This is a genomic window from Nesterenkonia sp. PF2B19, assembly GCF_001758425.2.
Classification (GTDB): Bacteria; Actinomycetota; Actinomycetes; order Actinomycetales; family Micrococcaceae; genus Nesterenkonia; species Nesterenkonia aethiopica.
In genome coordinates this window covers 1-21,932 of the sequence record NZ_MDSS02000059.1, presented here as the reverse complement: position 1 = coordinate 21,932, position 21,932 = coordinate 1, and the positions used below count along the sequence as shown (strand labels likewise).

Here is a 21,932-nt window from a genome sequence, read left to right as displayed (position 1 = left end):
AGCCGGGCATTCTGCCGATCACGGTCACTGATGATGAGGACCCCGAGGTCACGGCCACGGAGCATCTCACGGTCACTGATGAGGATGGGGTCGTGCAGCCGGGCATCATCGTCCACCCGGACGAGGTCGCCCCGGGTGAGGACATCACGGTCGAGGGTCAGGGCTTCACCCCTGGTTCCACGGTCACGGTGGACATCACCGATGCTGACGGCAACGTGATCGACACGATCGAAGGCGTCGAGGTCGGAGACGACGGCACCTTCACCGTGGAGTGGACGGTTCCGGAAGGCACCGAGCCTGGTGAGCTGACGGTCACCGCCACCGATGACGAGGACCCGGATGTCACCGCATCCGACACCGTCACCGTCACCGACGAGGACGGCGTCGTCGTCGACCCGACCATCGCAGCCGACCCGACTGTGGTGGCCATCGGCGAGGACCTCACCGTCACCGGTGAAGGCTACGTCCCCGGTTCCACCGTGGTCGTCGACTTCTCGGACGTGGACGGCAACGTCTACGACTCCGTGGAGGGCGTCAGCGTGGGCCAGGACGGCACCTTCACCATCACCTGGACCGTGACGAGCAACGTCGCCTCCGGCGCGCTGTTCATCTTCGGCACCGACGAGGACGACCCGAGCATCTGGGACGCCACTGCCGTGGCCGTCACGGATGCCGAGGGAGACTCCGAGGACCCGACGGTTTCGGTCGACCCGCAGGCCGTGAACCCGGGCGAGGACATCACCGTCAGCGGTGAGGGCTTCACTCCGGGCACCACGGTCACGGTGGAGATCACCGACGTCGACGGCAACGTCATCGGCACCATCGATGGTGTCGAGGTCGGCGAGGACGGAACCTTCACCATCATCTGGACGGTCCCGGCGGACACCGTGCCGTGCATCAAGGTGGTCACCGTCACCGACGACAACGACCCGGACATCAGCGCCACGAGCGTGTTCAAGGTCAACGACGTCGCTGACATGATCGTCCTGAGCATCGAGATCGAGCACCCTGTGCTCACTCACGGTGACACGCAGATCGGCTACGCCCACGGCTACGAGCCCGGCACCGAGGTGGAGGGCTTCATGAACTCCACCCCGACCCTGGAGCTCGGCACCGAGGTCGCCGATGAGGACGGCACCGTCACCTTCGTCTGGGACATCCCCGAGGAGGCTGAGCTGGGTACCCACACCTTCTCGGTCACCGCGGAGGACTACCCGGAGCAGTCCATCACCTTCCAGGTGGTGGAGGATGCCGCGGCCGGCAACGGTGAGACCGGGACCGACGACGGCGCTGAGGACGGCGCCGGCGACGGCACGGGCACCGGCACTGCCGACCCGGCTGGTGACGACGGGAAGAAGACCGGACCGGGTGGCAAGCCCGGCTCGGATCTGGCCCGCACCGGTGTTGACGGCGGCATGCTGGCGGCTCTCGCCGCACTCGCCCTGCTGCTGGGCACCGCAGCTGTGGTCTTCGCGAAGCGGAACCACCGCTCCTCGGCTGAGTGATCAGCTGAGACCCTGACGCGGATGGCTGCATCGTCCCTACCCGGGACGGTGCAGCCATCCGCTCATGTGTGCCCAGAGCACGGTGGCGGGCACACTAGGAGCAGATCTTCTGTCCCCGTGTCGAAATCGAGAGGTCGATCCCGAGCCCATGTCTCTCCCTCTTCCCCGTCTCTCTCGCACCCCCCGAGCCATGCTGACCGGTATGGCAGGTGTCCTCGGTGTCGCGCTCCTCCTCACGGGCTGCGCGAACACGGGGGAGGAGGAGATCGCCCCCACCGCGCAGGCCGGTGCCGATGTCGCCGGGGAGCCCGACACCTCCCACCTGGATTGTGCGGAGGGTGCTCTCCCTCTGGGGCAGATCATGTCCTCCGGCTCGGCGTGGTCCATGTGCTTCTCCGTCGACCCCAAACGGGGCATGGTGCTCAGCGACGTCCACTTCGCCCCGGCCGACAGGGACCCCGTCCGGCTCATCCAGGAGATGACCCTGGCGCAGATGGAGGTCCCCTACGACGACGGCGAACGGCTCACCTCGGACATCACCGAAGCCGGCTTCGGCGGGATGCGGATGCACACGCTCACCGAGGACGAATGCACCGGGGAACGTCTGGGCCTGGAGATCCCCAACATCGGGGACGGGGAGCACGGCAGCACGCCCGAACGGGAGGTGCTGTGCTCTGAGACCCAGGACTCCGGGCTCGCGTACCGGTCCCATGCCGACGGCCAGCTCACCGTCGCCCGCGGCGACGAATGGCGACTCTCGACGATCTCCAAAGTGGGCTGGTACGAGTACATCAGTGAGTACACCTTCGGTTCCGACGGCTCCATCCGTCCGGCGCTGGGCGCCACCGGAGATCTCTCTCCGGTCGACTACACCGATGAGGAGCATGGGTGGCCCATCGGCGACGGCGACGCCGACTACGCGGCCAGCCATTCCCACAATGTGGTCTGGAGGATCCACTGGGGACTCGGAGAAGACGAGGACATGGTGGTCGAACAGTACGACGCCGAGCCCACCGGAGAGATGGGCTCCCAGTCACCCATCGTGGAGGGCTCCCTGACCCGCATCGATGAGCCTTCCCTCCACGAGGGGGACGACCGCCGCTGGTGGCGGGTGATGGCGCCGGACCTCCTCAACGCCAACGATCACCCCGTGTCCTACGAGATCAATCTGGGAGTCTCCGACAGCTTCACCTTCGTGCATGACGAACACCATCACGGGGAGGACGTGGGCTATGACGTCGCCTTCACCAACCACGACGAGTGTCAGGTCTTCGCCACCCGGAACCGGGGCGGCTGCGGGCGATCGGTCCAGGACTACGTCGAGGACGACTCCGGGACCCTCGACGATGTCGTCTCCTGGGTGGCGGTCGGCTACCACCACGTCCCGCGGGACGAGGACCAGTCCCCGATGGAGCTGCACTGGCAGAGCTTCACGATGGGGCCGCGCGACTTCACCTCCACCCGTGCCGACGTCCCGGAGGAGCGCGAGGGGATCGACGGGGTGCCCGAGGACAGTGAGTTCACCCGGGGCCTCGATGAAGACGAGGACGGACGTGACATCGACCTTGATGACCTCGACGATGACCTCGACCTCGAGGAGCAGGACTGAACCGGCTCAGACCTCCACTGTGCCGCGGATGGAGACTTCAGCCTGACCGCCGATCCACAGGTCTCCGGCGTCGTCGCCTGTGACGTGGACTCGTCCCCGCCGCCCCAGCACCGTGCCCTGGGCCGCCACATAGGGCGCGCTGATCCGTTCCGTCTCCGTCAGCCACTGCGCGATCGAGGCGTTGAGGCTTCCGGTGACGGGGTCCTCCGGCAGTGCCAGACCCTCGGAGAAGAAGCCTCGGACCTCCACGTCGGCCTCGCCCCCGGGTCCCCAGGGACCCACGACACCGACCTTGAGGTCCTCCAGCCCGCCCCGTGCGAGGACCGGGCGGAGACTGAGCACGGTCGATGCGCTGTCCAGCAGCACCGCGATCCACCCAGGTCCGTTGTCCGCCCAAGCCGCGTCCACCATCTGGGCACGCTCGACGCCCAGCACGGCCCGGACCTGCTCGAGCAGTCCCGGCTCCACCGGACCGGTGCGCAGCCGCGGCGGAGCGGCGAACGCGAGCCGATCACCGTCAGGGCGCACCCGGATCAGGCCCGCAGCACACTCCTGGACGATCACGTCGGACCTCTGGGGCGTCCCGCCCATGTCCAGCCAGGCCCGCGCGGTCCCCAGTGTGGGGTGCCCGGCGAAGGGCAGCTCGGTGTCCAGGCTGAAGATCCGCACACGATAGTCCGCCTCCTCGGTGGTGGGCGGCAGAAGGAACGTGCATTCGGAGAGGTTCGTCCAGGCGGAGATGGCCCGCATGGTCTGCTCGTCCAGGTCCTCCGCGGCGGCGACCACCGCCAACGGGTTCCCCGTGAAGGGGCCGGTGCTGAACACATCGATCTGACGGAAGTCTCGGGTCATGGACTCACCCTATCCCCGGTGGAAGGCCCCCGAACCGAACCCGTGCACAGGTCCTGCACAGGTATCTCCACAGAATCCTCCACAATCCACAGGCTGCTGGGGAAAACTCCCTGAACTGGGGAAACACAGTCATGTAACTTCTCCACACTGTGGATAACGGCTGTGGAGAACCCCCATGCGGGGTGATGGAGGTGAGGGTGTGGAGAGAACACTGCACAGGCTGTGCACCATGGGCCACGCCTCTGACCAGGGGGAATGAGAGGAGAGCCCCGTCACGCCGGGGTGACCAGCGGGATGCCGACGGCGGTGAGCGCGACCAGCACGCCTGCGACGCCGGCCAGGCCGAGTCCCTGCCACAGGCTGCGACGGGGTCCGCGGGGCACACGGGCGATGACCACGGCGCAGATGACGCCCGTGAGGAGACCGCCCAGGTGGCCCTGCCAGGAGATGTTGGGCACGACGAAGCTGATGACCGCATTGATGCCGATGAGGACCAGCAGACCGCCGGTCTGGGCGCCGGAGGAGCGCAGCAGGATGAACATGGCGCCGAAGAGTCCGAAGACGGCGCCCGAGGCACCGACGGTGGGTGTGGTGGCCGGGGTCAGGAACAGCACCGCCACAGAGCCGCCGAGGGCGGAGAGCAGCAGCAGCAGCCCGTAGCGCCAGGCGCCCACTGCCGGCTCGATGACCCGCCCGAACATCCACAGGGCCACCATGTTGAAGAGGATGTGCATCGCCGAGGAGGGTGAATGCAGCAGGGCGGAGGTCAGCATCCGCCACGGTTCGAAGACCCAGCTGGAGGTGTGCAGCGGGGCGTACCACAGCGCCTGGGTCAGCACGCTGCCGGTCAGCCACTGCAGCAGGTACATCACCACACATACGCCGATCACCCCGTAGGTCACCAGCGGGGCCCGGTCGGGGCGCGCGACGGCGCCGAAGCGGGTCCGCGGTGAAGGCCGGGCCGCACGAGCCTGCGCGACGCAGTCGGTGCAGTGGAACCCGACCGGTGCCTGGTGGAGGCACTGGGGGCAGGCCGGACGATCGCAGCGCTGGCAGCGCAGATGCGTGGGCTGGTCCGGGTGGCGCGGGCACACCGGGGCGGGTCGGGCCGCCCCGGTGTGCGAGTGCTCAGCTGACACGGGCGGAGGTCAGACCTTCTCGATCGCGATGGTCTCGACGACGACGTCCTGCTTCGGACGGTCACGCATGTCGGTGGCGACCTTGTTCAGCTCGTCCACGACCTTCTGGGAGTCCTCGTCCGCCACCTCGCCGAAGATGGTGTGCTTGCCCTGTAGCCAGGTGGTGGGCACCGAGGTGATGAAGAACTGGGAGCCGTTGGTGCCGGGGCCGGCGTTGGCCATGGCCAGCTTGTAGGGGGAGGTGAAGTCCAGCTCCGGGTGGATCTCGTCCTCGAACTGGTAGCCGGGGCCTCCCACGCCGAGACCGAGCGGGTCTCCTCCCTGGATCATGAAGTCTGCGATGATGCGGTGGAAGACGGTGCCGTCATACAGCGGAGTGCCGACCTTCTCCTCACCGGTCTCCGGGTGCTTCCACGTGATCTCACCGGTGGCGAGCCCCACGAAGTTCTCCACGGTCTTCGGGGCGTGGTGGCCGTAGAGGTCCACACGGATCTCACCGGCGTTGGTGCGGATGGTTGCCTTATGCGTTGCGATAGCGCTCATGGGCGCCATTGTCTCACCCGAGGCTGACAGGCCGCCCGCCGGCGACGTCGTGCGACGTCCGCCGACGCATCGGCTCACGTCATAGCAGGACAGGGGCTGAAGGTCGTAAGCTGAGGGCAGCACACCGATCCTGATTCGGAGGACATGCATGTTCGGTAAGAAGAAGAAACCGAGCCACACCTGGGAGCACAAGGTGCTCGCCGGCGTCGAGACGGCACGCGACTGGTCTGCCCCGAAGCTGGGCGCCGCCGCGGACTGGGCCGAGACCACGTACCGGAAGAACGCTCCGAAGGTTCAGGATGCCTCGGCGCGCGCTCTCCGGTCGGTGGAGGCCAACGCCGCAGTGGCCGCAGATCGGGCCCGGGGGCTCGCCTCGAAGGCCTCGGTGGGTCTCGAGTCCCAGTACGACAAGCTTCCCCCGCAGGCGAAGGCCGAGGTGGACAAGGTCTACGCCAAGTACTCGGATGCCAAGCGTCAGCTCTCCGAGGACTACGTCCCGGCGGCCTCGGCCAAGCTGGGCGGCTATGCGGACCGTACGGCGAAGCTGATCCACAAGGCGGAGGTGGACCCGCGCGTCGAGAAGGCGCTGGTGAAGGCCACCGGAGACAAGAAGGTCGTCAAGAAGCTGCGGAAGACCTCCGAGAAGTACGCCAAGCAGACGGCCAAGGCGCTGAAGAAGCAGCAGAAGTCGAAGAGCCGCCGCAAGGGCCTGCTGGTCTTCGGGCTCGTCGCCGCCGGTGTCACCGCCGGCGTGGCCGCGTGGCGTGCCTCGCAGCCGGTGGAGGACCCGTGGAAGAAGCCGGAGCCGATCTCCGGCGGCACCCCGGCGTCCTCGTCGAAGCCGGCCGCTCAGGCGGAGACGAACGCCGACGCGACGCCGCAGGCCTCCTCCTCGGCTGCCCCTTCGGCCAAGCCGTCAGCGGCCGATGCCTCGACGTCCGGAGCCAAGCCGGCCCAGCCGGCGGAGAGCGTCACCAAGGACGGCGAGAAGGGCGCTTCGGCGTCCGGCGGCGTGCCGCAGCCGAAGCCGGCCACCTGAGCCGCTCGCTGAGAAAGTCAGACAGAGGAGGGCCCTCCGATCCTACGATCGGAGGGCCCTCCTCTGTCAGCGGGCTCCGCTGCGTGGGCTGTCAGCGCCAGCGCATCGTCATCAGGAACCCGACCATGGCGATGCCGAAGCCGATGATGACGTTCCAACCCCCAGCGGCGGCGATGGGCGCCAGACCCTGGCTGATGTACCAGACGATGAGCCACAGCAGCCCCAGGATCATCAGTCCGATCATGGTGGCCCGGTACCACAGGGGAAGGGTCTCGTCCTTCAGGTCCTCGAGGTCCTCGGCGAAGGGATCCGAGTCGTCCAGCGGGGAGCTGGACGCGACGGCGTCGGCGGGGCCGCCGCGGTTCTTCCTGCTGCGCTTGCCGCTCTTCTTGCGGTTCTTCGACTCTGGCACGGTGAGATGATCCTTCCGGGGGCGCGCTCGTCGCGTGGAGCCGCGACACCCTGGTCGACTTCGGTATCCTGACTCTGTCCCCCACCGGTGTGGGGGTCATGTGGTCTGCGCGTCATTCTATCGGGTCTGCGGGCTCCACGACGGGCCCGGCCCTTCCCGCTCGACAGGAGAGGACAGCACGTCCATGCCGACTCACCCTCTGCCGCCGTCCCGGCCGCGTCATGCACGCCGGTCCGCGGCCGCGGCTCCGGTGCGCCGATCCGTCGGCTCACGGATCCTCGGGGGTGTGGGGGAACTGTTCATCACCCTCGGCGTGCTCGGGATCCTCTTCCTGGTCTGGGAGCTGTGGTGGACAGGCCTGGAGGCGGATCGGGAGCGCAACGAGGCCACCCAGGAGCTGTTCTCCAACATCGAGGCGCTGGAGAACCCGGGCGACAGCAACGGCGACGCCAACGGTGACGGGAACGGCAACGGCGGTGACGGCGAAGAGTCCCGCGGCGGGGTCGAGCTGGAGGACCTGGTCGTCCCGGGCCCCGACCACACAGCGAACTTCGCTGACCAGGGGGGCGTCATGGCGATGGTCTATGCGCCGCGGCTCGGCGCCGACTGGGCCGCGCCGGTGGTGCCCGGGGTGGGGCCGGAGTCGCTGAACCGGGCTGGCCTGGGACATTACTCCTCCACGCAGCTGCCCGGTGAGCCCGGAAACTTCGCGCTGGCGGGCCACCGTCAGACCTACGGCAACATCCTGTGGAACCAGGACAAGTTCGCCGTCGGAGACCTCATCTACGTCCAGTCTCCGGACGGCTGGTACATCTACTCCGTCACCGAGACCTACATCGTCCAGCCGAACCAGTCCGATGTGCTGGCCCCGGTGCCCGGAGACCTCGAGGCGGAGGCGGAGGGCTCGACGCTCACTCTGACCACCTGCCACCCGCCGTACACGACCCTGGAGCGGATGATCACCCACGCCGAACTGGTGGACTACGCACCGCTGTCCGACGGGCCGCCGTCTGCGGTGGCCGACACTGTGGAACGGCAGATGCAGGCCGATGGTCCCTTCGGCGATCTGAGCTCACAGGAGGCACGCTGAGATGTACGCATGGATCTTCCGGCATCTTCCCGGCCCGCTGTGGCTGAAGATCATCCAGACGCTGGTGCTGTTGGCCGCCGTCGTGCTGTTGCTGATGGAAGTGGTGTTCCCCTGGGTGGATCAGTACAGCCCGCTCAACGACTCGACCATCCAGGACGGCTAGCATGGTGCGCGATGACTGAGAACTCCGAGGCTGCGGCCGCCTTCCGCGCCAAGATCCTGGTGGTCGACAACTACGACAGCTTCGTCTACACGCTGGTCGGCTATCTGCGGGAGCTGGAGGCGCAGACCACCGTGATCCGCAACGACGACCTCACCGAGGCTGAGGCGATCGCCCTCGCCGGGGACCACGACGGCGTGCTGATCTCGCCGGGGCCGGGCGCCCCGCACGAGGCCGGCGTCTCCATCGCCCTCACCCGCTGGTGCGCCGAGGCGAGCACACCGCTGCTGGGGGTGTGCCTGGGCCACCAGGGTCTGGGTGAGGCTTTCGGCGGCACCGTCACCCATGCCGAGCAGCTCATGCACGGCAAGACCAGCGAGGTCACCCACACCGGGCATGAGTCCTTCGCCGGGCTGCCGGAGACCTTCGTGGCGACCCGCTACCACTCGCTGGTGGTCTCCCCGGACTCCGTGCCGGAGGTCCTGGAGGTCACCGCCACCACCGACGACGGCGTCATCATGGGCCTGGCCCACCGGACGGCGCCCCTGTGGGGCATGCAGTACCACCCGGAGTCGGTGCTCACCGAAGGCGGCTACCGGATGCTGGGCAACTGGTTGGAGTCACTGGGTCAGCAGGGCGCCGCGGAGAAGGCCGCCCGGCTCAACCCGATCCGCTGAACGGCGGAGCCGGAGAGCCTCACCGGTAGGTGGAGATGATCGCCGCGGCGATCTCCATATAGGCCTGGCGAGTCTCCTCCTGGAGCATGTACAGATTGATCCGGTCCCCGTCGACGACGGCGCGGTCTGACGCCGTTGACCAGCGTCCCCTCGGACCGGTCCCCGTCCATGATGAACGTGGCCCCGCCGGCCTCGCGCATGGCGCCGGTGAAGGGCTCGAACAGTCCCCGGGAGGCGCCGCGGACTTTGCGGGACACGAAGGCGTGCAGGCCGATCTCCGCACCCATGGGCAGGAACTCGGCGAACTCCCGCAGCGGGGAGCTTCCGCCGGCGGTCAGCACGTCATAGTCGTCGACGATCAGCACGATCCGGGGGCCCTGGAAGGTCTCCGGCGCGGGGGCCAGAGGGTCCTGCGGCACTCGGGTGCGCAGCTCCTGCACCACGGAGGACGTCAGCCCCTGGGCCAGCGCGGCCGAGGGGGCGTACCCGCCCAGGTGACTGTCCGGGATCACCCCCCGCAGTCCCTTGCGCGGGTCGTAGACGGCGAAGACGATCTCGTCCTCGGTGTGCTGCTCGACGAGAGTCAGCATGATGTGCCGCAGGGCGGAGGTCTTGCCGGCCTGTTCGTCGCCGAGGATCAGCAGGTGGCGATCCTGGCCGGTGAGATCCAGCATCGTGGCGCTGAGATCGCGCTCGAGCAGGCCGAACGGCACCACCCCTTGGTGGGCAGGGGCCGGCACGTCCTCCGGCCGCAGCAGCGAGGGGAGCAGGCGCACCCGCCGCGGGGTGCGCTCGGGCGAGACCTCGGTGAGACGTTCGACGGCGTCCCGGACTCCGGCGTTGAGCGTGGCGGCGTCTGCCTGCCCGTCCAGCCGCGGCAGGGCGATCTGGCCCAGCAGCTGGTCGTGGTTCAGTCCCCGCCCCGGGCGGTCTTCCGGGACCTTCGCGGCCGTCTTGCGCCCATGGGAGGACTCCGCCGGTTCGGAGAGCCGCAGCTCCAGGCGGGTCCCGAAGAATCCCTGCTGGGCGATGCGCACCTCGTTCCACCGGGTGCCGGTGGCCACCACGTGGACCCCGTATCCCCCGCCCCGGATCACTACTGGGTGGAGGTGCTGCCGACGGACGAAGTGAGCCACCGAATCCTCGAATGGACCGGGGCGGCGCCGTCCTGGAACCTGCACGCGCTTCCTGTGCTGGTGCCCACCAGCACCTTCACTGACCGAGCGGAGGGTGGCACGGCGCCGGTGCCGGAAGAGGCCAACCCCGCCATGCGGAGGCTGTGGGAGCAGCCCTGGTGGCACTGGACGGTGCGGATGGCCTCCCAGGGCTGGCATGCAGAGCCCGTGGAGTATGTCTGCGCCGGGGCAGCCGGCCCCTATGCGGTCATGCCGTTGGGGCACGAGGGGCAGGCCCCCGAGTATCAGGTGCTCTCCCGGACCCCCGCCCATCTGGTGCTCTGGCAGCTGGAGGACCGTCTCCAGGCCGTGACCCACCAGCGTGACACCATCATCTGACCGGCCCGAGGAGAGAGGACTGATGCAGGATATGGGTATGCGGCGGTCGGCCCAGAGTGCTGTGCGCGTTCCTTCGACGGGCCGTGGCCGGTGGTTGTCTGTCGGGGTGCTGGTCACCGGCCTGCTCTTGGCTAGCTGCGGCGGGCCTGGTGAGGAGCCGGGCGGTGAGGGCAACGAAGGGCATGGAGGTGCTGAGGAACCGATGAGCGGCCAAAACGGCGAGGGAACCCCGGGGGCTGAGGGCACTGCTGGTGAGGGGTTGATAGATATCGAGGGTGGATTGACCCATCAGGAGCAGATGGCTGAGCTGGAGATCGTGGTGGAGGTGATGCGGGAGTACTTCGGGGACGACGTGGCGACCATTGATGGTGAGCCCTGGAGCGCGGAGCTCCATGAAGCTGAATCGGCTCCGGGTCCTGAGGGAGATGGTGTCTTCCGGCAGCGGGTGGGGTTCGATGTGCCGTTCGATGATCTGGAGGAGACCTACGAGGTGGCGGAGGAGATCGCGGAACGCCTGGGGTTGAGCGAGAATCCAGGCAACACGCAGGGGATCTCTCAGTACGAGAAGATCTTCTACGGTGCTGGGTTGGCGGAAGGGCGCGGTTTCCTCATTGCGAGCACGGCAGAAGGCGATGCTTTCCGCTCCCATTACCAAACCCGGTTGTCGGATGATCCGAGTATGCGGGAAGCGTACGAGCGGGTGATTGATAAGAATCGCCGGGAGCGCGAAGAAGAGTTCGATGTTGATAATCCTCGGCAGTTGGAGGATATTGATGATCCGTTCGATGACGACTCGTCTGACTAGGCCAGGGTGGTCACAGATTCTGGGTTGGTGGTGAGCTTCGGTGTCGGTGTTGCGTGGGGGAGTTGGCCGGACGGTCGCGGTGCTCCTGATGGTTGGCGTTGCAGGTTGTGCGGATCCTCCCGATGAAGTCTCTGTAGAGCGGCCCGATGGTGGGGAGATCGTGGTGAACTGGAGTGAGGGCCAGACCTATGAGGAGCAGGTCGAGGAGATCAAGCTCGTCAATGAGGTCATGGTCGATCACTTCGGCGAAGACGTGCTGCCTCAGATTCATGGAGAGCCGTGGGATCTTCAGGAGTACTTGGCTGTGTCGGGAATTCCGGACCCTAGTACTCGAGCTGTGGGTCATTACTTTTTTGAGATTTCGTATGACTTCTCTGGGGTTGAGCCGAGTCAGGAGACGGTGAATAAGGCGTTGGCGGTGCTTGAGGAGATTGGGCTGACGCCGAACAGGGGGCTCCAGGAGACTTATCAGGAAGACCGTGATCCTGTACTGCGGGTGGCTGGAGGTCGTGAGGAGCACGGGCGCGTGTTCGTGATCGAGCAACGGCACCCCGATGCCGACATTAAGGCCCTTTCTGGACCCGGCATTCTGATGATGAGTCGATGGATGAGGCCCAGGAGGCCAACTGGGACGATTGAGCTCGACGAGTCATAGTGTGCCCTGGCCGCCGGCTGTGAGGCCGGACAAGCTCGCGGCGGGCCTCACCAACTGCGAGCGACCGGCAGCGCCTGGTGCCGACTGGTCCGCCGCATCGGCTCACTCGTCGTCGGAGTCGCCTCCGCCGTTGTTGCCGTTCCCGTTTCCATTGTTCCCGTTGCCGTTGTTGCCATTGTCAGAGTCATTGTCGGAGTCATTGTCAGAGTCGTCGTCGGAGTCGTCACCGTCGTCCTCATCCTCCGTGGGCTCGTCGGTCGGTGACTCTTCGTCCTCCGGCTCGTCCTCGTCGTCGGAGTCTTCGCCGTCGGTGTCGTCCTCAGAGTCCTCGCCGTCCTCATCCTCGTCCTCCGGGTCCCGCGGCTCCTCCGGTTCCGGAGTCTCCACCGGCTCAGGCGCGACGGCCACCGACAGTGAGACGGTCGCACCCTGCGGGATGGGGGTGCCGGGAGCCATCAGACTGCCGTCGAAGAAGGTGCCGCCGACAGTGCCGGGGTCGTACTCGGAGGTCTCCCAGTCCACTGTGGAGTCCGTGACCGTGAACCCTGCCTGCTCCAGTTCGGAGCGCGCCTCCGAAGTGGAGAGCAGCGCCACGTCGGGCACCGGGTACAGTCCGCTGGCCACGGTGAGGTCCACGGTGGAGCCGGCCTCCACGGTGGTGCCGGCCTCCGGGTCCGTGGAGACCAGCTCGCCGGCGCCCACCGTCGGATGGTCCTCCTCGGAGACGTCACCGACCTCCAGACCCAGGGCCTCCAGCTCGGCCCGGACCGTCTCCTCCGTCTCGCCCTGCATGCCGTCCGGGATCACGACTCCGTCCGGCCCGGAGGAGAGGTACAGCACCAGCTCGTCCCCGGGTTCCACGCGCTCCCCGGCTTCCGGCTCCGTGCCGATCGCGTGGTCGACCTCGACGTCCTGATCCGGCACGGATTCGATCTCTGCGGGTTCGAGGTTCGCGTTCGCCAGCTCCTCCAGGGCCTCCGCACGGCTCAGGCCCTCCACCTCAGGGACCATCAGCTCCTGGGTGTCGAGCATGCGCACCAGAGCCCACGTGCCGCCGGCCACCAAGGCGATGAGCAGCACCACCCACAGCCAGGCGAACCGCCGACGGCGGCGCGGCTCCTCCACATCCTCCTCGTACTCCGCGTACAGGTCCGGGTCCTCCGGGGTCCGGGCCGACAGCGGTGTGCCCAGCCCTGCAGCCCCGGCGCCGACGACCTCGTCAAAGCCACGGCCGTTGCTGACAGCCGGGATCGCCTGGGTGGCGTCCTCCACCGGCACCCCGTGCAGGGCATCCTTGACCGCGGCGGAGAACTCATCGGCGTTCTGGAACCGCTCGGCAGGGTCCTTCACCAGGGCCTTGGCCACCACGGACTCCATCGCCGGGGAGACCTGAGGGTTCAGGTCAGAGACCAGCGGCGGATCCTCCCGCACATGCTGGTACGCCACCGACACCGGCGACTCGCCCTGGAACGGGGGCCGGTTGGTCAGCAGTTCGAAGAGCACACAGCCGGCCGAATACAGGTCGCTGCGGTGATCCACGACCTCGCCGCGGGCCTGCTCCGGGGACAGGTACTGGGCCGTGCCCACCACGGCGGAGGTCTGCGTCATCGTCGACGCCGAATCCGCCAGGGCGCGCGCGATCCCGAAGTCCATGACCTTCACGGCGCCGTTCTGCGCCACCATCACATTGGAAGGCTTGATGTCCCGGTGGACGATGCCCTTCTCATGGCTGTAGCTCAAAGCCCCCAGGATGCCGTCCAGATACTCGGCGGCCTCAGGCTCCGGCACGGGTCTGCCCAGCGCCTCATCGATCTTCCGACGCAGCGGCTCCCCGACGTCGGCCGCCGGGCCATGCTCCTGCGCCTCGGTGCGGCCCGTGTCACCCAGGGCCAGGACATCTGGGTCCGAATGCTCCTCCGGGCGGGTCCCGTCGGCCACCGTGCGGTCCGCGGCCGGAGACTGCAGCTGGGTGGCGGCCTCGTCGTCGACGTCGCCGCTGCCTCATGGGAGGGGGTGCCGTGCATGATGTGCCGCAGGGTCACCCCGTCCACGTACTCCATCACGATGTAGGGGGTCTTGACCTCCGCATGGTGGGAGTCTTCGACGTCGGCCCGGCCGGTGTCATAGACGCCGACGATGTTGTGGTGGTTCAGCGAGGCCGAGGACTGGGCCTCACGCCGGAACCGCCCTTGGAACTGCGGGTCGCGGGCCAGGTCCGGACGCAGCATCTTCACCGCCACCTGGCGGTTCAGCGAGAGATCATGACCGAGGTACACGTCGGCCATGCCGCCGCGCCCGATCAGGGCCTCGATGCGGTAGCGGCCGTTGAGCACGCGGTGTCCGTTCTCAGTCATCATGCCTGTCCAGTTCGTGTCGTGTCATCGGAGCCCCCGCTCGAGGCGTCGTCGACCTCGTCCGCGTCCTCGGTGTCCTCCCCGGCGTCCTGACCGCCCTCCTGGTCCGTCTCAGGGCGGGGAGCGGCCCCCGTGCCGCCGTCGTCGGTCTGGTCGCCCTCCTGCTCGTCCTCCTCGGCGGGCGCGGGCGAGTCGTCGACGTCCTCGTCCCCGTCCTCATCGGTGGGGCTGGGGGACTCGGGCGTAGGGCTCGGGGTGCTCTCCGGGCTGGGCGAGTCCTCCTCCGTGGTCCCGGTGCCGTCGGTCTCCTGCGAGTCGCCGCCGGTGTCACCACCGCCTTCGCCCGTGCCGCCGGTGCCCTCGTCCGGGCCTCCGTCCGTGTCTCCTCCCGTGCCGCCGCCCGGGCCGTCCGTGTCCGGAGCGGGTGACGGCTGGTCCTCCGGGGGAGGAGCGGTCTCGCTGCCGGTGGAATAGGACAGCGTCACCGTGGCGCCCACCGGGACCTGGCCGGTGGGACCGATGGCCACCACCACGCCGGCCGGCTGGGCGGACTCGACCTCCTGGGTCTCCACCTCGAGGGCGAGATCCTGCAGCGCCGCGCTCGCCGCCTCCACGGTGAGTCCGATGAAGTCACCCTCATCCACCTGGACCGTCTCCGCCTCGGCGGTGAACGTCTCGGTCACGGTCGGCTGCGGCTCCGGCTCCGCACTGGTCAGCCGCGGCAGCACCCAGGAGCCGAACAGCGCCAGCAGCACCAGGGCGATCAGCACCACCAGCGGCCAGCGCCAGCGGGTCAGGGAGCCGCCGGAGGAGGACTGTCGGCGCTGCTCCTTGCGGCCGGCCTTGTCGGCTGAGCCGGTGCCGCCCGCCGAGCCGCCCGGGCCCTCGTCCCAGACGTCGTCATGGGGCTGCTCCGGGGTCCGCGCCGATAGCGCGGGGGTCGGCGTCACCTTCTGCGTGCCGTCACCGGCGGCGTCGGCCCGAGGCACGACGGCGGTCGGCTTGGTCGCGGCGGGCATCACCTGGGTGGAGTCGTCCTGCTCCGAGGGCAGCGTCATGTGGTTCCGCATGGCCGGCACGGCCTCCAGCGCGGCGTCCAGATCATGGCGGAGCAGAGCGTCGGAGGCCTCGGCCAGCTTGGTGGCGTTCATCGGCCGGTCTCCGGCGTCCTTGGCCAGCATGGACATGATCAGCGCGCGCACCGGCTCCGGGACGGAGTCCGGCAGCGGAGGCGGCGCATCATTGACCTGCTTCAGGGCGATCGCGATCTGCGACTCCCCGGTGAAGGGGCGGTGCCCCACCAGAGCCTCATAGCCGATGATGCCCAGCGCGTAGATGTCCGAGGAGCCGGTGGCGTGCTGGCCGGTGGCCTGCTCCGGGGAGAGGTACTGGACGGTGCCCATCACCTGACCGGTGGCGGTCAGCGGGACCTGGTCCGCCAGGCGGGCGATCCCGAAGTCCGTGATCTTCACCCGGCGGGTGGGCGTGATCAGCAGGTTCCCCGGCTTCACGTCCCGGTGCACCAGTCCCTGGTCATGGGCCACCTGCAGGGCGCGGGCCGTCTGGGCGATGATCGACAGCGTCTTCTCCCAGGACAGGGTCCGGTCCTTCTCCAGCAGCACCGACAACGGACGGCCGGGCACCAGCTCCATGACCAGGTACCCGGAGCCGGCCTGCTCGCCGTAGTCGTAGATGTCGGCGATCCCGGGGTGGTTCAGCAGGGCCGTGTGCCGCGCCTCGGCGCGGAACCGCCGCAGGAACGCCTCGTCCCCGGTGTACTCCTCCTTGAGGATCTTGATCGCCACGGTGCGGCCGAGGACCTCGTCGGAGGCCTTCCACACCTCACCCATGCCGCCGATGGCGATCCGCTCGGTCAGCTTGTAGCGGTCGCCCATCAGGATGCCCACAGCTGGTCTCATCAGTCGATCACCGCCTCGAGCATCGTGCGCAGGTTCGGCCCCGTCAGGAGGAGCCGGTGTCATAGTCGATCCGTTCATAGGTCACCGTGACCGCGTACTGCGGGTCCTCGGCAGGGGCGAAGCCGGTGATCCAGGAGTTCACCTGGTCGGTGCCGTCGATCTGCGCGGTGCCGGTCTTCGCGGCGATGTCGAAGCGGTCAGACTCGGCCCGCCAGGCGGTGCCGGACTCGACCGGTCCGAGCATCAGCTCGGTGAGCTCCTCAGCTACGTCCTCCGAGATCGGCTCGTGGAGGACCTGGGGCTCAGGCTGCTCGATGATCTGCAGATCCGCTCCCCGCACCGACTCGATGAGGTTCGGAGTCATCATGGTGCCGCCGTTGGCGATCGCCATGGCCACCATGTTCATCTGCATCGGCGTCGAGGTGACGCTGCCCTGACCGATGGAGCGTAGGCCAGCATCGCATCGGAGTCCACCTCCGGGAACTGCGACGGCGAGACCTCCAGGGGGAAGTCGAAGTCCTGGTTCCAACCGAAGGCCTCGGCGGCCTCGCGGATGGGGTCCTCGCCCAGCTCCATGGCGGCCTCGGCGAACGGCGTGTTGCAGGACTGCGCAGTGATGAAGCGCAGGTCCGCCTCCGACTGCTGCTCACAGATGCCGCCGAAGAAGTTCCGCAGCGTGCGGTCGGACTGCGGCAGGTCGATCTCCGAGGGGTTGTCCAGCACCGTGTCCGCGTCATAGTCGCCGGAGTCCAGCATCGCCGCCAGGTCGATCAGCTTGAAGGTCGAGCCCGGGGCGATCGTGTTGAACACCGCCTGGTTCCGATAGGCGCTGAGCCCTTCGACCTCGTTCAGCTGCTCCATGTTCTCCTGGAACTCGCTGGTCGAGTGCACGGCCAGGTCATTGGTGTCGTAGCTGGGTTTGGACACCATCGCCTTGATGTCCCCGGTCTGCACATCGGTGACGATGATCGTGCCCCGTGTGCCCTCCGGGATGGTGTCATAGGCCAGCTGCTGCAGCTCGGGGTCCAAGGTCAGCTCCACCTGGGCGCCCTCCAGGGTCTCCCCGGTGAAGAGGGAGGTCAGGCGGTCGAAGAACTGGCTGTCCGCCTGGCCGGTGAGGTACTCGTTCATCGAGTTCTCCAGCCCCGTGGACTGGGCGGCGATGGAGTAGAAGCCGGTGATGCCGGAGTACAGCTCGGCGTCGCGGTAGACCCGCTGGTACTCGAAGTTCGTCCCCTCGGAGGGCACGGACTCGGCGATGGCGCTGCCGTCCACGGTGATCGCGCCTCGGGGTGCGCCCCGATCCTGGTAGAGCTGCCGGACGTTGTCCGGGTGGGAGTTGAGCTCCTCGGTCAGGGCCACCTGGATGACGCTGAGCGCGGCGAAGAGGACCAGGAACAGCCCCACGCTGACGACCCAGGCGTGTCGGATCGCGTTGTTCATCGGGCACCCCCTGAGCTGTCCGGGGAGGTCTCCGCCGCTGAGGGCGGTGCCCCGTGGGCCGGTGCGTGACGCTGCGTGCGCTCCGCGGCGGACAGCGGCTTGGCCACCGGACGTTTCGGCTCGGCGTCCTCCGGTCCCTCCTCATGGGTGGGGTTCTCGGTGCCGGCGGCCTCAGTGCCGCTGGCGTTGACCATGGGGCCGACGACGATGGGGCGACGGGCGGCGTGGGAGATCAGCAACACCAGTGCCAGGATGATCCAGTTCGCCAGCAGGGAGGAGCCGCCGGCGGCGAGGAAGGGAGTGGTCAGACCGGTCATCGGGATGACCCGGGTGATGCCGCCCACCACCACGAAGATCTGCAGGACCAGCACCACGGCGAAGCCCACCGAGAGCAGCTTGCCGAACGCGTCCCGGGTGCCCAGTCCGGCACGCATGAACCGGCTGAACAGCAGCAGATAGAGCATGAGCATCGCGGAGAGGCCGATGAAGCCCAGCTCCTCGCCGAAGGAGGCGATGATCATGTCCGAGTTGGACAGCGGCACCCGCTGCGGCAGACCCGACCCGAATCCGGTGCCGGTCAGCCCGCCGTTGCTCAGCCCGAACATGCCCTGGACGATCTGGTCCGACCCGCCGATCGCCCGCGAGTAGATCTCCGGGTCGAAGGCGTTGAGCCAGATCTCCACCCGCCGGGTCACATGGGGGACGAACAGGTAGGCCAGCACGCCGCCGACGGCGACCAGGCCCCCACCGATCAGGATCCAGGACAGCCGCGAGGTGGCCACATAGATCATGCCCATGAACAGGCCGAAGAACATGATCGAGGTGCCCAGGTCGTTCTGGACCACCAGCACGCCGATCGCCACGATCCAGGCGATGAACATCGGGCCCAGGTCCCGGGCACGGGGAAGCTGCAGGGGGCCGATGCGCCGACCGGCCAGCAGGATCAGGTCCCGGTTGTTCGCCAGGAACCCGGCGAAGAAGATCGCCAGCGTGATCTTGGCGATCTCCGCCGGCTGGAACGAGGCGAAGCCGAGGTTCACCCAGATCCGGGCGCCGTTGATGGTCATGCCGAAGCCGGGGATCAGCGGCAGGAACAGCAGCACGATGCTGACCACCAGGGAGATGTAGGTCAGCTGACGCAGGCGACGGTGGTCCTGCAGGAACCACAGCAGCGCCATCGCCGCGACCATGGACACCAGGGTCCACATCAGCTGCCGGTCCTCCGCCGGTGGCCCTCCGGTGACCAGGTCCAACCGGTGGATCATCGCCATGCCGAGCCCGTTGAGCGCCACCACGATCGGCAGGATGAACGGGTCCGCGTACTTCGCCCGCAGGCGCAGCACGATGTGGAAGGCGAAGGTGATGCCGGCGAACAGCGCGGCCTCGGTGTAGTAGGTGCTGTCGTAGGGCTCGTCCATGGCGACGGCGACCAGGAACTTCGCCCCGATGCCGATGATGAGCGCGAGCAGCAGCAGGACCAGCTCCACATTGCGGCGCGGCTTCGGCGCGGTCTCCAGCTGGGTCACTGCTCCTCACCTCCGTCCTCATCACCTGTGGGCTCGTCTGTGGGCTCGTCTGCGTCGTCGTCGGACTGCGCGTCCTCGGGGTCGGCGTCGTCCCCGGAGTCGGCGTCGTCGTCGGCGTCCGCGCCGGTGGTGGCCCGCAGCTGGTCCACGATCGTCTCCGCATGAGTGCGGTCATCGGCCGGGATGCCCCGCAGGACGCGCTCCCGGTGGTAGGGGGAGAGCTCCTCGACGTCGAAGCCGGCGTGCTCGTCCACCTCGGAGAGACGAATGGGGCCCAGGGACTGCGAGACGCCGTTGTAGATCGCGACCTCGCCGTCGTCCTGCCCCACGTAGTACTGCGTCTGGGTCCAGATGTACCCCAGGAAGGTCACCACGCCCAGCAGCAGCGCCAGCAGGGTGACGAAGGTGGGAAGGAACCACCGACGACGCCGGGACGCCCGGGTGGCGATGGCGACGTCGGCGACGTCGATGTCCGCCCCGGTCAGGTCCGCCTCCGTCAGTGCCGGATCCGAGAGGTCGGGCTCCTCGTCTTCCGCGGAGCCCTCGACTCCGGCCTCAGCGGCGCTCACGGACTCCTCGGAGGCGGCGTCGGCATCGACGGTGACGCCGGCGTCGTCGGGGCCGACCGGCGCGCTGGACGTGCCGGAGCCGTCGGCCCTCTCCTCGCCGTCGGTGCCCTGCGACGTGCCGCGCGCCGCCCTCTCGCCGCTGTGGTCCCCGAGCATCTCAGAGTAGGTGTGCCGCACCGGCACCAGCGGTTGGCCGGTGAGCAGCACCGCCATCGGATGCTCGTCCACATTGCGCGCCACCACCGGGATCATGCCCGTCTCGGTGGCCTTGTCCGCGGCGCCGACCAGCAGGTGAGGTCGGGTCTCCAGCTCTTGGCCCAGCATCGAGGCGGTCAGCGGGGAGAGCTCGTCGTCCTCCTCCGGCGGGTGCTCGGAGAGCGCGTCCACGTTGACCACGGGGACCAGCTCCATGGTCTCCTCGGCGTCGCCGGCGTCACCGTCTGCGGGGGGCCGCTCGGGGGTCCGGTACCCCTCGGCGGCGGCCTCGACGGCCGCCTGGGTCAGCGGCAGGCGTCGGTCAGGGGTCAGATCGGCCTCGCCGGCTTCGATGACCTCCAGGCAGATGACGGTCACATTGTCCGGAGCGCCGCCTTCGATCGTGAGGTCGACCAGCTCCTCCACGATCGACTCGAGCGACTGCGGGGACCGCAGCTTCTGCTCGATCAGCCGGTCCGAGACCACGGCGTTGAGACCGTCGGAGCACAGCAGCCAGCGCTCCCCGGCCTCCAGGGGGAAGGAGGTGATGTCCAGCTCGGGGGAAGCGTCGACATCCCCGAGCACCCGCATCAGGACGTTCTTGTGCGGATGGAACTCGGCCTCGTCCGGGTCCAGGCGGCCCTCATCTACGAGCCGCTGCACGAACGTGTGATCCTTGCTGACCTGCCGGAACCGACTCTTCTTGAGCCGGTAGGCCCGGGAATCGCCGATGTGGGCGAACTGCAGGCGGTCGCCGGTGATCAGCAGCGAGGTGATGGTGGTGCCCATCCCGGCCAGCTTCGGATTGGCCTGGACGAGCTTGTTCAGGAACGCGTTGGCGGTCTGGATCTCGTCCGGCAGCACCGTGTCCGGCTCGGCGAAGCCCCGGGTGTCCAGGTGGGCGAGGTCCAGCACGGTGGAGGCGCTGGCGACGTCCCCGCCGGCATGACCTCCCATGCCGTCGGCGACGACGGCGAAGTAGCGTCCGGCGTAGCCGGAGTCGTCGTTCTTGGAGCGGACGACTCCGGTGTCGGAGCGGGCTGCGAAGCGGAAGACCAGGGCCACGGGCTAGGTCCTCAGCTCCAGGACGGTCTTGCCGATGCGGATGCGTTCGCCGGGCTCCACCGTCGAGGCCCGGGTGAGCTGCTCCTCGCCCAGCCACGTGCCGTTGGTGGAGCCCAGGTCCTCCAGGAACCAGCGGGAGCCCTGGGGGAACAGCCGGGCGTGCTTGCCGGAGGCGTAGTCGTCCTCGAGCACCAGGGTGCACTCCTGGGCGCGGCCGAGCATGATGGGGCGCCGAGCCCAGATCCAGCTCGGTGCCGGCGAGCGGGCCTTCGGTGACCACCAGCTTCCGGGGTCGGGGGCGTGGTGTCTGGCCGGTGTGTGGGGCCTGGGATCCGGACTGGGCCCCTGGGGCGGAGCCGCCGTCGTTGCGGCGTGCCGCCGACGCGTGGGCCCGGGTCCGGGACTTCTTGGAGACCATGAGGTCACGTCCCTGGGCGCCGATGATCGACAGGATCAGGATCCACAGCAGCAGGAGCAGGCCGAACTGGAGGACCGTGACGGCGAGCTCGCTCATCACACCTCCCTGGTCGTGAGACGGAAGCGCAGCCGAGCGTTGCCCAGGGAGATCAGCGCCCCGTCGAAGAGCTCGACCTGGTCGTGGGAGCCGGACAGCTGCTCGCCGTCCACGTAGGAGCCGTTGGTGGAGCCGAGGTCCCGGGCGATCCAGCGGCTGCCGTCTCGGTAGACCTCCAGATGGCGCCGGGAGACCCCGGTGTCCGGGATCGTGATGTCTGCGGAGGTGGAGCGGCCGATCACCGTGCTGTCCGCCCGTAGGTCATGCTGGCGACCCTCGTGGTCCAGCATCGCGACCGGGGCCTGGGCGGGCGGGGCCTGGGCGGGGACGGCGGGGCTGCGCGACCG

The 21,932-nt window shown here is 68.3% G+C and carries 21 protein-coding genes and 3 pseudogenes; 9 read left to right on the top strand and 15 right to left on the bottom strand.

The features are described from left to right. Both BCY76_RS18250 and BCY76_RS14160 read left to right on the top strand, forming a co-directional pair. Positions 1 to 1,505 (top strand): annotated as a pseudogene (locus BCY76_RS18250) (hypothetical protein); the annotation flags it as partial. A 202-nt stretch (positions 1,506 to 1,707) separates the two neighbouring features. After that, on the top strand, positions 1,708 to 3,114 hold the full coding sequence (locus tag BCY76_RS14160) for a copper amine oxidase (protein WP_070161158.1): 1,407 nt from the start codon (positions 1,708 to 1,710) through the stop codon (positions 3,112 to 3,114). 6 nt (positions 3,115 to 3,120) lie between these two features. Here the strand turns inward: BCY76_RS14160 and BCY76_RS14155 are convergent, their stop codons facing one another. The 3 genes from BCY76_RS14155 to BCY76_RS14145 form a co-directional block, all read right to left on the bottom strand. Next, positions 3,121 to 3,966: a PhzF family phenazine biosynthesis protein gene (locus tag BCY76_RS14155; RefSeq protein WP_070161156.1), complete on the bottom strand. Its 846-nt coding sequence runs from the start codon at positions 3,964 to 3,966 to the stop codon at positions 3,121 to 3,123. A gap of 272 nt (positions 3,967 to 4,238) precedes the next feature. Beyond that, positions 4,239 to 5,105, bottom strand: coding sequence for a rhomboid family intramembrane serine protease (locus BCY76_RS14150; RefSeq protein WP_070161154.1), 867 nt, complete (start codon positions 5,103 to 5,105; stop codon positions 4,239 to 4,241). A 9-nt stretch (positions 5,106 to 5,114) separates the two neighbouring features. Next, on the bottom strand, positions 5,115 to 5,648 hold the full coding sequence (locus BCY76_RS14145; RefSeq protein ID WP_070161152.1) for a peptidylprolyl isomerase: 534 nt from the start codon (positions 5,646 to 5,648) through the stop codon (positions 5,115 to 5,117). 148 nt (positions 5,649 to 5,796) lie between these two features. On the opposite strand from BCY76_RS14145, the gene BCY76_RS14140 reads away from it, so the two are divergent. Then, on the top strand, positions 5,797 to 6,687 hold the full coding sequence (locus tag BCY76_RS14140; RefSeq protein ID WP_085437834.1) for a hypothetical protein: 891 nt from the start codon (positions 5,797 to 5,799) through the stop codon (positions 6,685 to 6,687). Positions 6,688 to 6,778: 91 nt separating this feature from the next. On the opposite strand, the gene BCY76_RS14135 is transcribed toward BCY76_RS14140, so the two are convergent. Continuing rightward, entirely contained in the window at positions 6,779 to 7,099 is a 321-nt protein-coding gene (locus BCY76_RS14135; RefSeq protein WP_070161149.1) for a cell division protein CrgA, read from the bottom strand. Positions 7,100 to 7,283: 184 nt separating this feature from the next. Between BCY76_RS14135 and BCY76_RS14130 the strand changes: the two genes are divergently transcribed. The 3 genes from BCY76_RS14130 to BCY76_RS14125 are packed head-to-tail and all read left to right on the top strand — an operon-like array spanning position 7,284 to position 9,026. Beyond that, positions 7,284 to 8,189, top strand: a complete 906-nt coding sequence (locus BCY76_RS14130) for a class E sortase (protein WP_070161147.1) — start codon at positions 7,284 to 7,286, stop codon at positions 8,187 to 8,189. A 1-nt stretch (position 8,190) separates the two neighbouring features. After that, complete coding sequence (locus BCY76_RS18245) at positions 8,191 to 8,352, top strand: hypothetical protein (protein WP_170922706.1); 162 nt, start codon at positions 8,191 to 8,193, stop codon at positions 8,350 to 8,352. An 11-nt stretch (positions 8,353 to 8,363) separates the two neighbouring features. After that, positions 8,364 to 9,026, top strand: a complete 663-nt coding sequence (locus tag BCY76_RS14125) for an anthranilate synthase component II (RefSeq protein ID WP_070161146.1) — start codon at positions 8,364 to 8,366, stop codon at positions 9,024 to 9,026. On the opposite strand, the gene BCY76_RS20520 is transcribed toward BCY76_RS14125, so the two are convergent. Further along, a complete protein-coding gene (locus tag BCY76_RS20520; RefSeq protein WP_336582456.1) occupies positions 8,978 to 10,162 on the bottom strand; it encodes an FtsK/SpoIIIE domain-containing protein in 1,185 nt (394 codons plus the stop codon). The genes BCY76_RS14125 and BCY76_RS20520 overlap by 49 nt on opposite strands. On the opposite strand from BCY76_RS20520, the gene BCY76_RS19595 reads away from it, so the two are divergent. From BCY76_RS19595 to BCY76_RS14105, 3 genes are read left to right on the top strand one after another with little or no spacing between them, the layout of a single operon-like run. Then, the gene (locus BCY76_RS19595; protein ID WP_237090175.1) at positions 10,154 to 10,540 is read left to right on the top strand and encodes a hypothetical protein; all 387 of its coding nucleotides are present in this window, start codon (positions 10,154 to 10,156) and stop codon (positions 10,538 to 10,540) included. The genes BCY76_RS20520 and BCY76_RS19595 overlap by 9 nt on opposite strands. Before the next feature lie 22 nt (positions 10,541 to 10,562). Beyond that, positions 10,563 to 11,345 (top strand): hypothetical protein, encoded by a 783-nt coding sequence (locus tag BCY76_RS14110; protein WP_070161141.1) that lies wholly within the window; start codon positions 10,563 to 10,565, stop codon positions 11,343 to 11,345. Between the two features lie 40 nt (positions 11,346 to 11,385). After that, a complete protein-coding gene (locus BCY76_RS14105; RefSeq protein ID WP_139827819.1) occupies positions 11,386 to 12,000 on the top strand; it encodes a hypothetical protein in 615 nt (204 codons plus the stop codon). 102 nt (positions 12,001 to 12,102) lie between these two features. On the opposite strand, the gene BCY76_RS20800 is transcribed toward BCY76_RS14105, so the two are convergent. From BCY76_RS20800 to BCY76_RS14065, 10 genes and pseudogenes are all read right to left on the bottom strand, one after another. After that, entirely contained in the window at positions 12,103 to 13,011 is a 909-nt protein-coding gene (locus tag BCY76_RS20800) for a PASTA domain-containing protein (RefSeq protein ID WP_442935363.1), read from the bottom strand. Between the two features lie 258 nt (positions 13,012 to 13,269). Next, a pseudogene (locus tag BCY76_RS20795) lies at positions 13,270 to 13,776 on the bottom strand (protein kinase domain-containing protein); the annotation flags it as partial. Further along, complete coding sequence (locus tag BCY76_RS20790; RefSeq protein ID WP_442935362.1) at positions 13,737 to 14,285, bottom strand: protein kinase domain-containing protein; 549 nt, start codon at positions 14,283 to 14,285, stop codon at positions 13,737 to 13,739. The gene BCY76_RS20790 and the pseudogene BCY76_RS20795, both read right to left, overlap by 40 nt. Positions 14,286 to 14,353: 68 nt before the next feature. Beyond that, positions 14,354 to 16,273: a protein kinase domain-containing protein gene (locus tag BCY76_RS14090; RefSeq protein WP_083277622.1), complete on the bottom strand. Its 1,920-nt coding sequence runs from the start codon at positions 16,271 to 16,273 to the stop codon at positions 14,354 to 14,356. A 43-nt stretch (positions 16,274 to 16,316) separates the two neighbouring features. Next, positions 16,317 to 16,679 (bottom strand): penicillin-binding transpeptidase domain-containing protein, encoded by a 363-nt coding sequence (locus tag BCY76_RS20050; protein ID WP_272896857.1) that lies wholly within the window; start codon positions 16,677 to 16,679, stop codon positions 16,317 to 16,319. After that, the gene (locus tag BCY76_RS20045; protein ID WP_272896856.1) at positions 16,676 to 17,716 is read right to left on the bottom strand and encodes a penicillin-binding transpeptidase domain-containing protein; all 1,041 of its coding nucleotides are present in this window, start codon (positions 17,714 to 17,716) and stop codon (positions 16,676 to 16,678) included. The genes BCY76_RS20050 and BCY76_RS20045 overlap by 4 nt, the downstream gene beginning before the upstream one ends. Further along, entirely contained in the window at positions 17,713 to 19,242 is a 1,530-nt protein-coding gene (locus BCY76_RS14080) for an FtsW/RodA/SpoVE family cell cycle protein (protein ID WP_085437831.1), read from the bottom strand. Before BCY76_RS14080 ends, BCY76_RS20045 begins: the two co-directional genes overlap by 4 nt. Beyond that, positions 19,239 to 21,071 (bottom strand): PP2C family protein-serine/threonine phosphatase, encoded by a 1,833-nt coding sequence (locus tag BCY76_RS18705; RefSeq protein ID WP_070161126.1) that lies wholly within the window; start codon positions 21,069 to 21,071, stop codon positions 19,239 to 19,241. Before BCY76_RS18705 ends, BCY76_RS14080 begins: the two co-directional genes overlap by 4 nt. A 3-nt stretch (positions 21,072 to 21,074) precedes the next feature. Next, positions 21,075 to 21,585, bottom strand: a pseudogene (locus tag BCY76_RS14070) (FHA domain-containing protein FhaB/FipA). Beyond that, the coding region (locus BCY76_RS14065; protein WP_139827818.1) for an FHA domain-containing protein at positions 21,585 to 21,932 on the bottom strand (348 nt) is incomplete at its 5' end. The pseudogene BCY76_RS14070 and the gene BCY76_RS14065, both read right to left, overlap by 1 nt.

Bases quoted from the DNA above. Each gene is read 5' to 3' on its own strand.
- BCY76_RS14160 (WP_070161158.1), top strand. From the start codon at position 1,708: ATGGCAGGTGTCCTCGGTGTCGCGCTCCTCCTCACGGGCTGCGCGAAC.
- BCY76_RS14155 (WP_070161156.1), bottom strand. From the start codon at position 3,966: ATGACCCGAGACTTCCGTCAGATCGATGTGTTCAGCACCGGCCCCTTC.
- BCY76_RS14145 (WP_070161152.1), bottom strand. From the start codon at position 5,648: ATGAGCGCTATCGCAACGCATAAGGCAACCATCCGCACCAACGCCGGT.
- BCY76_RS14140 (WP_085437834.1), top strand. From the start codon at position 5,797: ATGTTCGGTAAGAAGAAGAAACCGAGCCACACCTGGGAGCACAAGGTG.
- BCY76_RS14130 (WP_070161147.1), top strand. From the start codon at position 7,284: ATGCCGACTCACCCTCTGCCGCCGTCCCGGCCGCGTCATGCACGCCGG.
- BCY76_RS18245 (WP_170922706.1), top strand. From the start codon at position 8,191: ATGTACGCATGGATCTTCCGGCATCTTCCCGGCCCGCTGTGGCTGAAG.
- BCY76_RS14125 (WP_070161146.1), top strand. From the start codon at position 8,364: ATGACTGAGAACTCCGAGGCTGCGGCCGCCTTCCGCGCCAAGATCCTG.
- BCY76_RS14110 (WP_070161141.1), top strand. From the start codon at position 10,563: ATGCAGGATATGGGTATGCGGCGGTCGGCCCAGAGTGCTGTGCGCGTT.
- BCY76_RS20800 (WP_442935363.1), bottom strand. From the start codon at position 13,011: ATGGTCCCTGAGGTGGAGGGCCTGAGCCGTGCGGAGGCCCTGGAGGAG.
- BCY76_RS20790 (WP_442935362.1), bottom strand. From the start codon at position 14,285: ATGGCCGACGTGTACCTCGGTCATGATCTCTCGCTGAACCGCCAGGTG.
- BCY76_RS14090 (WP_083277622.1), bottom strand. From the start codon at position 16,273: ATGAGACCAGCTGTGGGCATCCTGATGGGCGACCGCTACAAGCTGACC.
- BCY76_RS20050 (WP_272896857.1), bottom strand. From the start codon at position 16,679: ATGAACATGGTGGCCATGGCGATCGCCAACGGCGGCACCATGATGACT.
- BCY76_RS20045 (WP_272896856.1), bottom strand. From the start codon at position 17,716: ATGAACAACGCGATCCGACACGCCTGGGTCGTCAGCGTGGGGCTGTTC.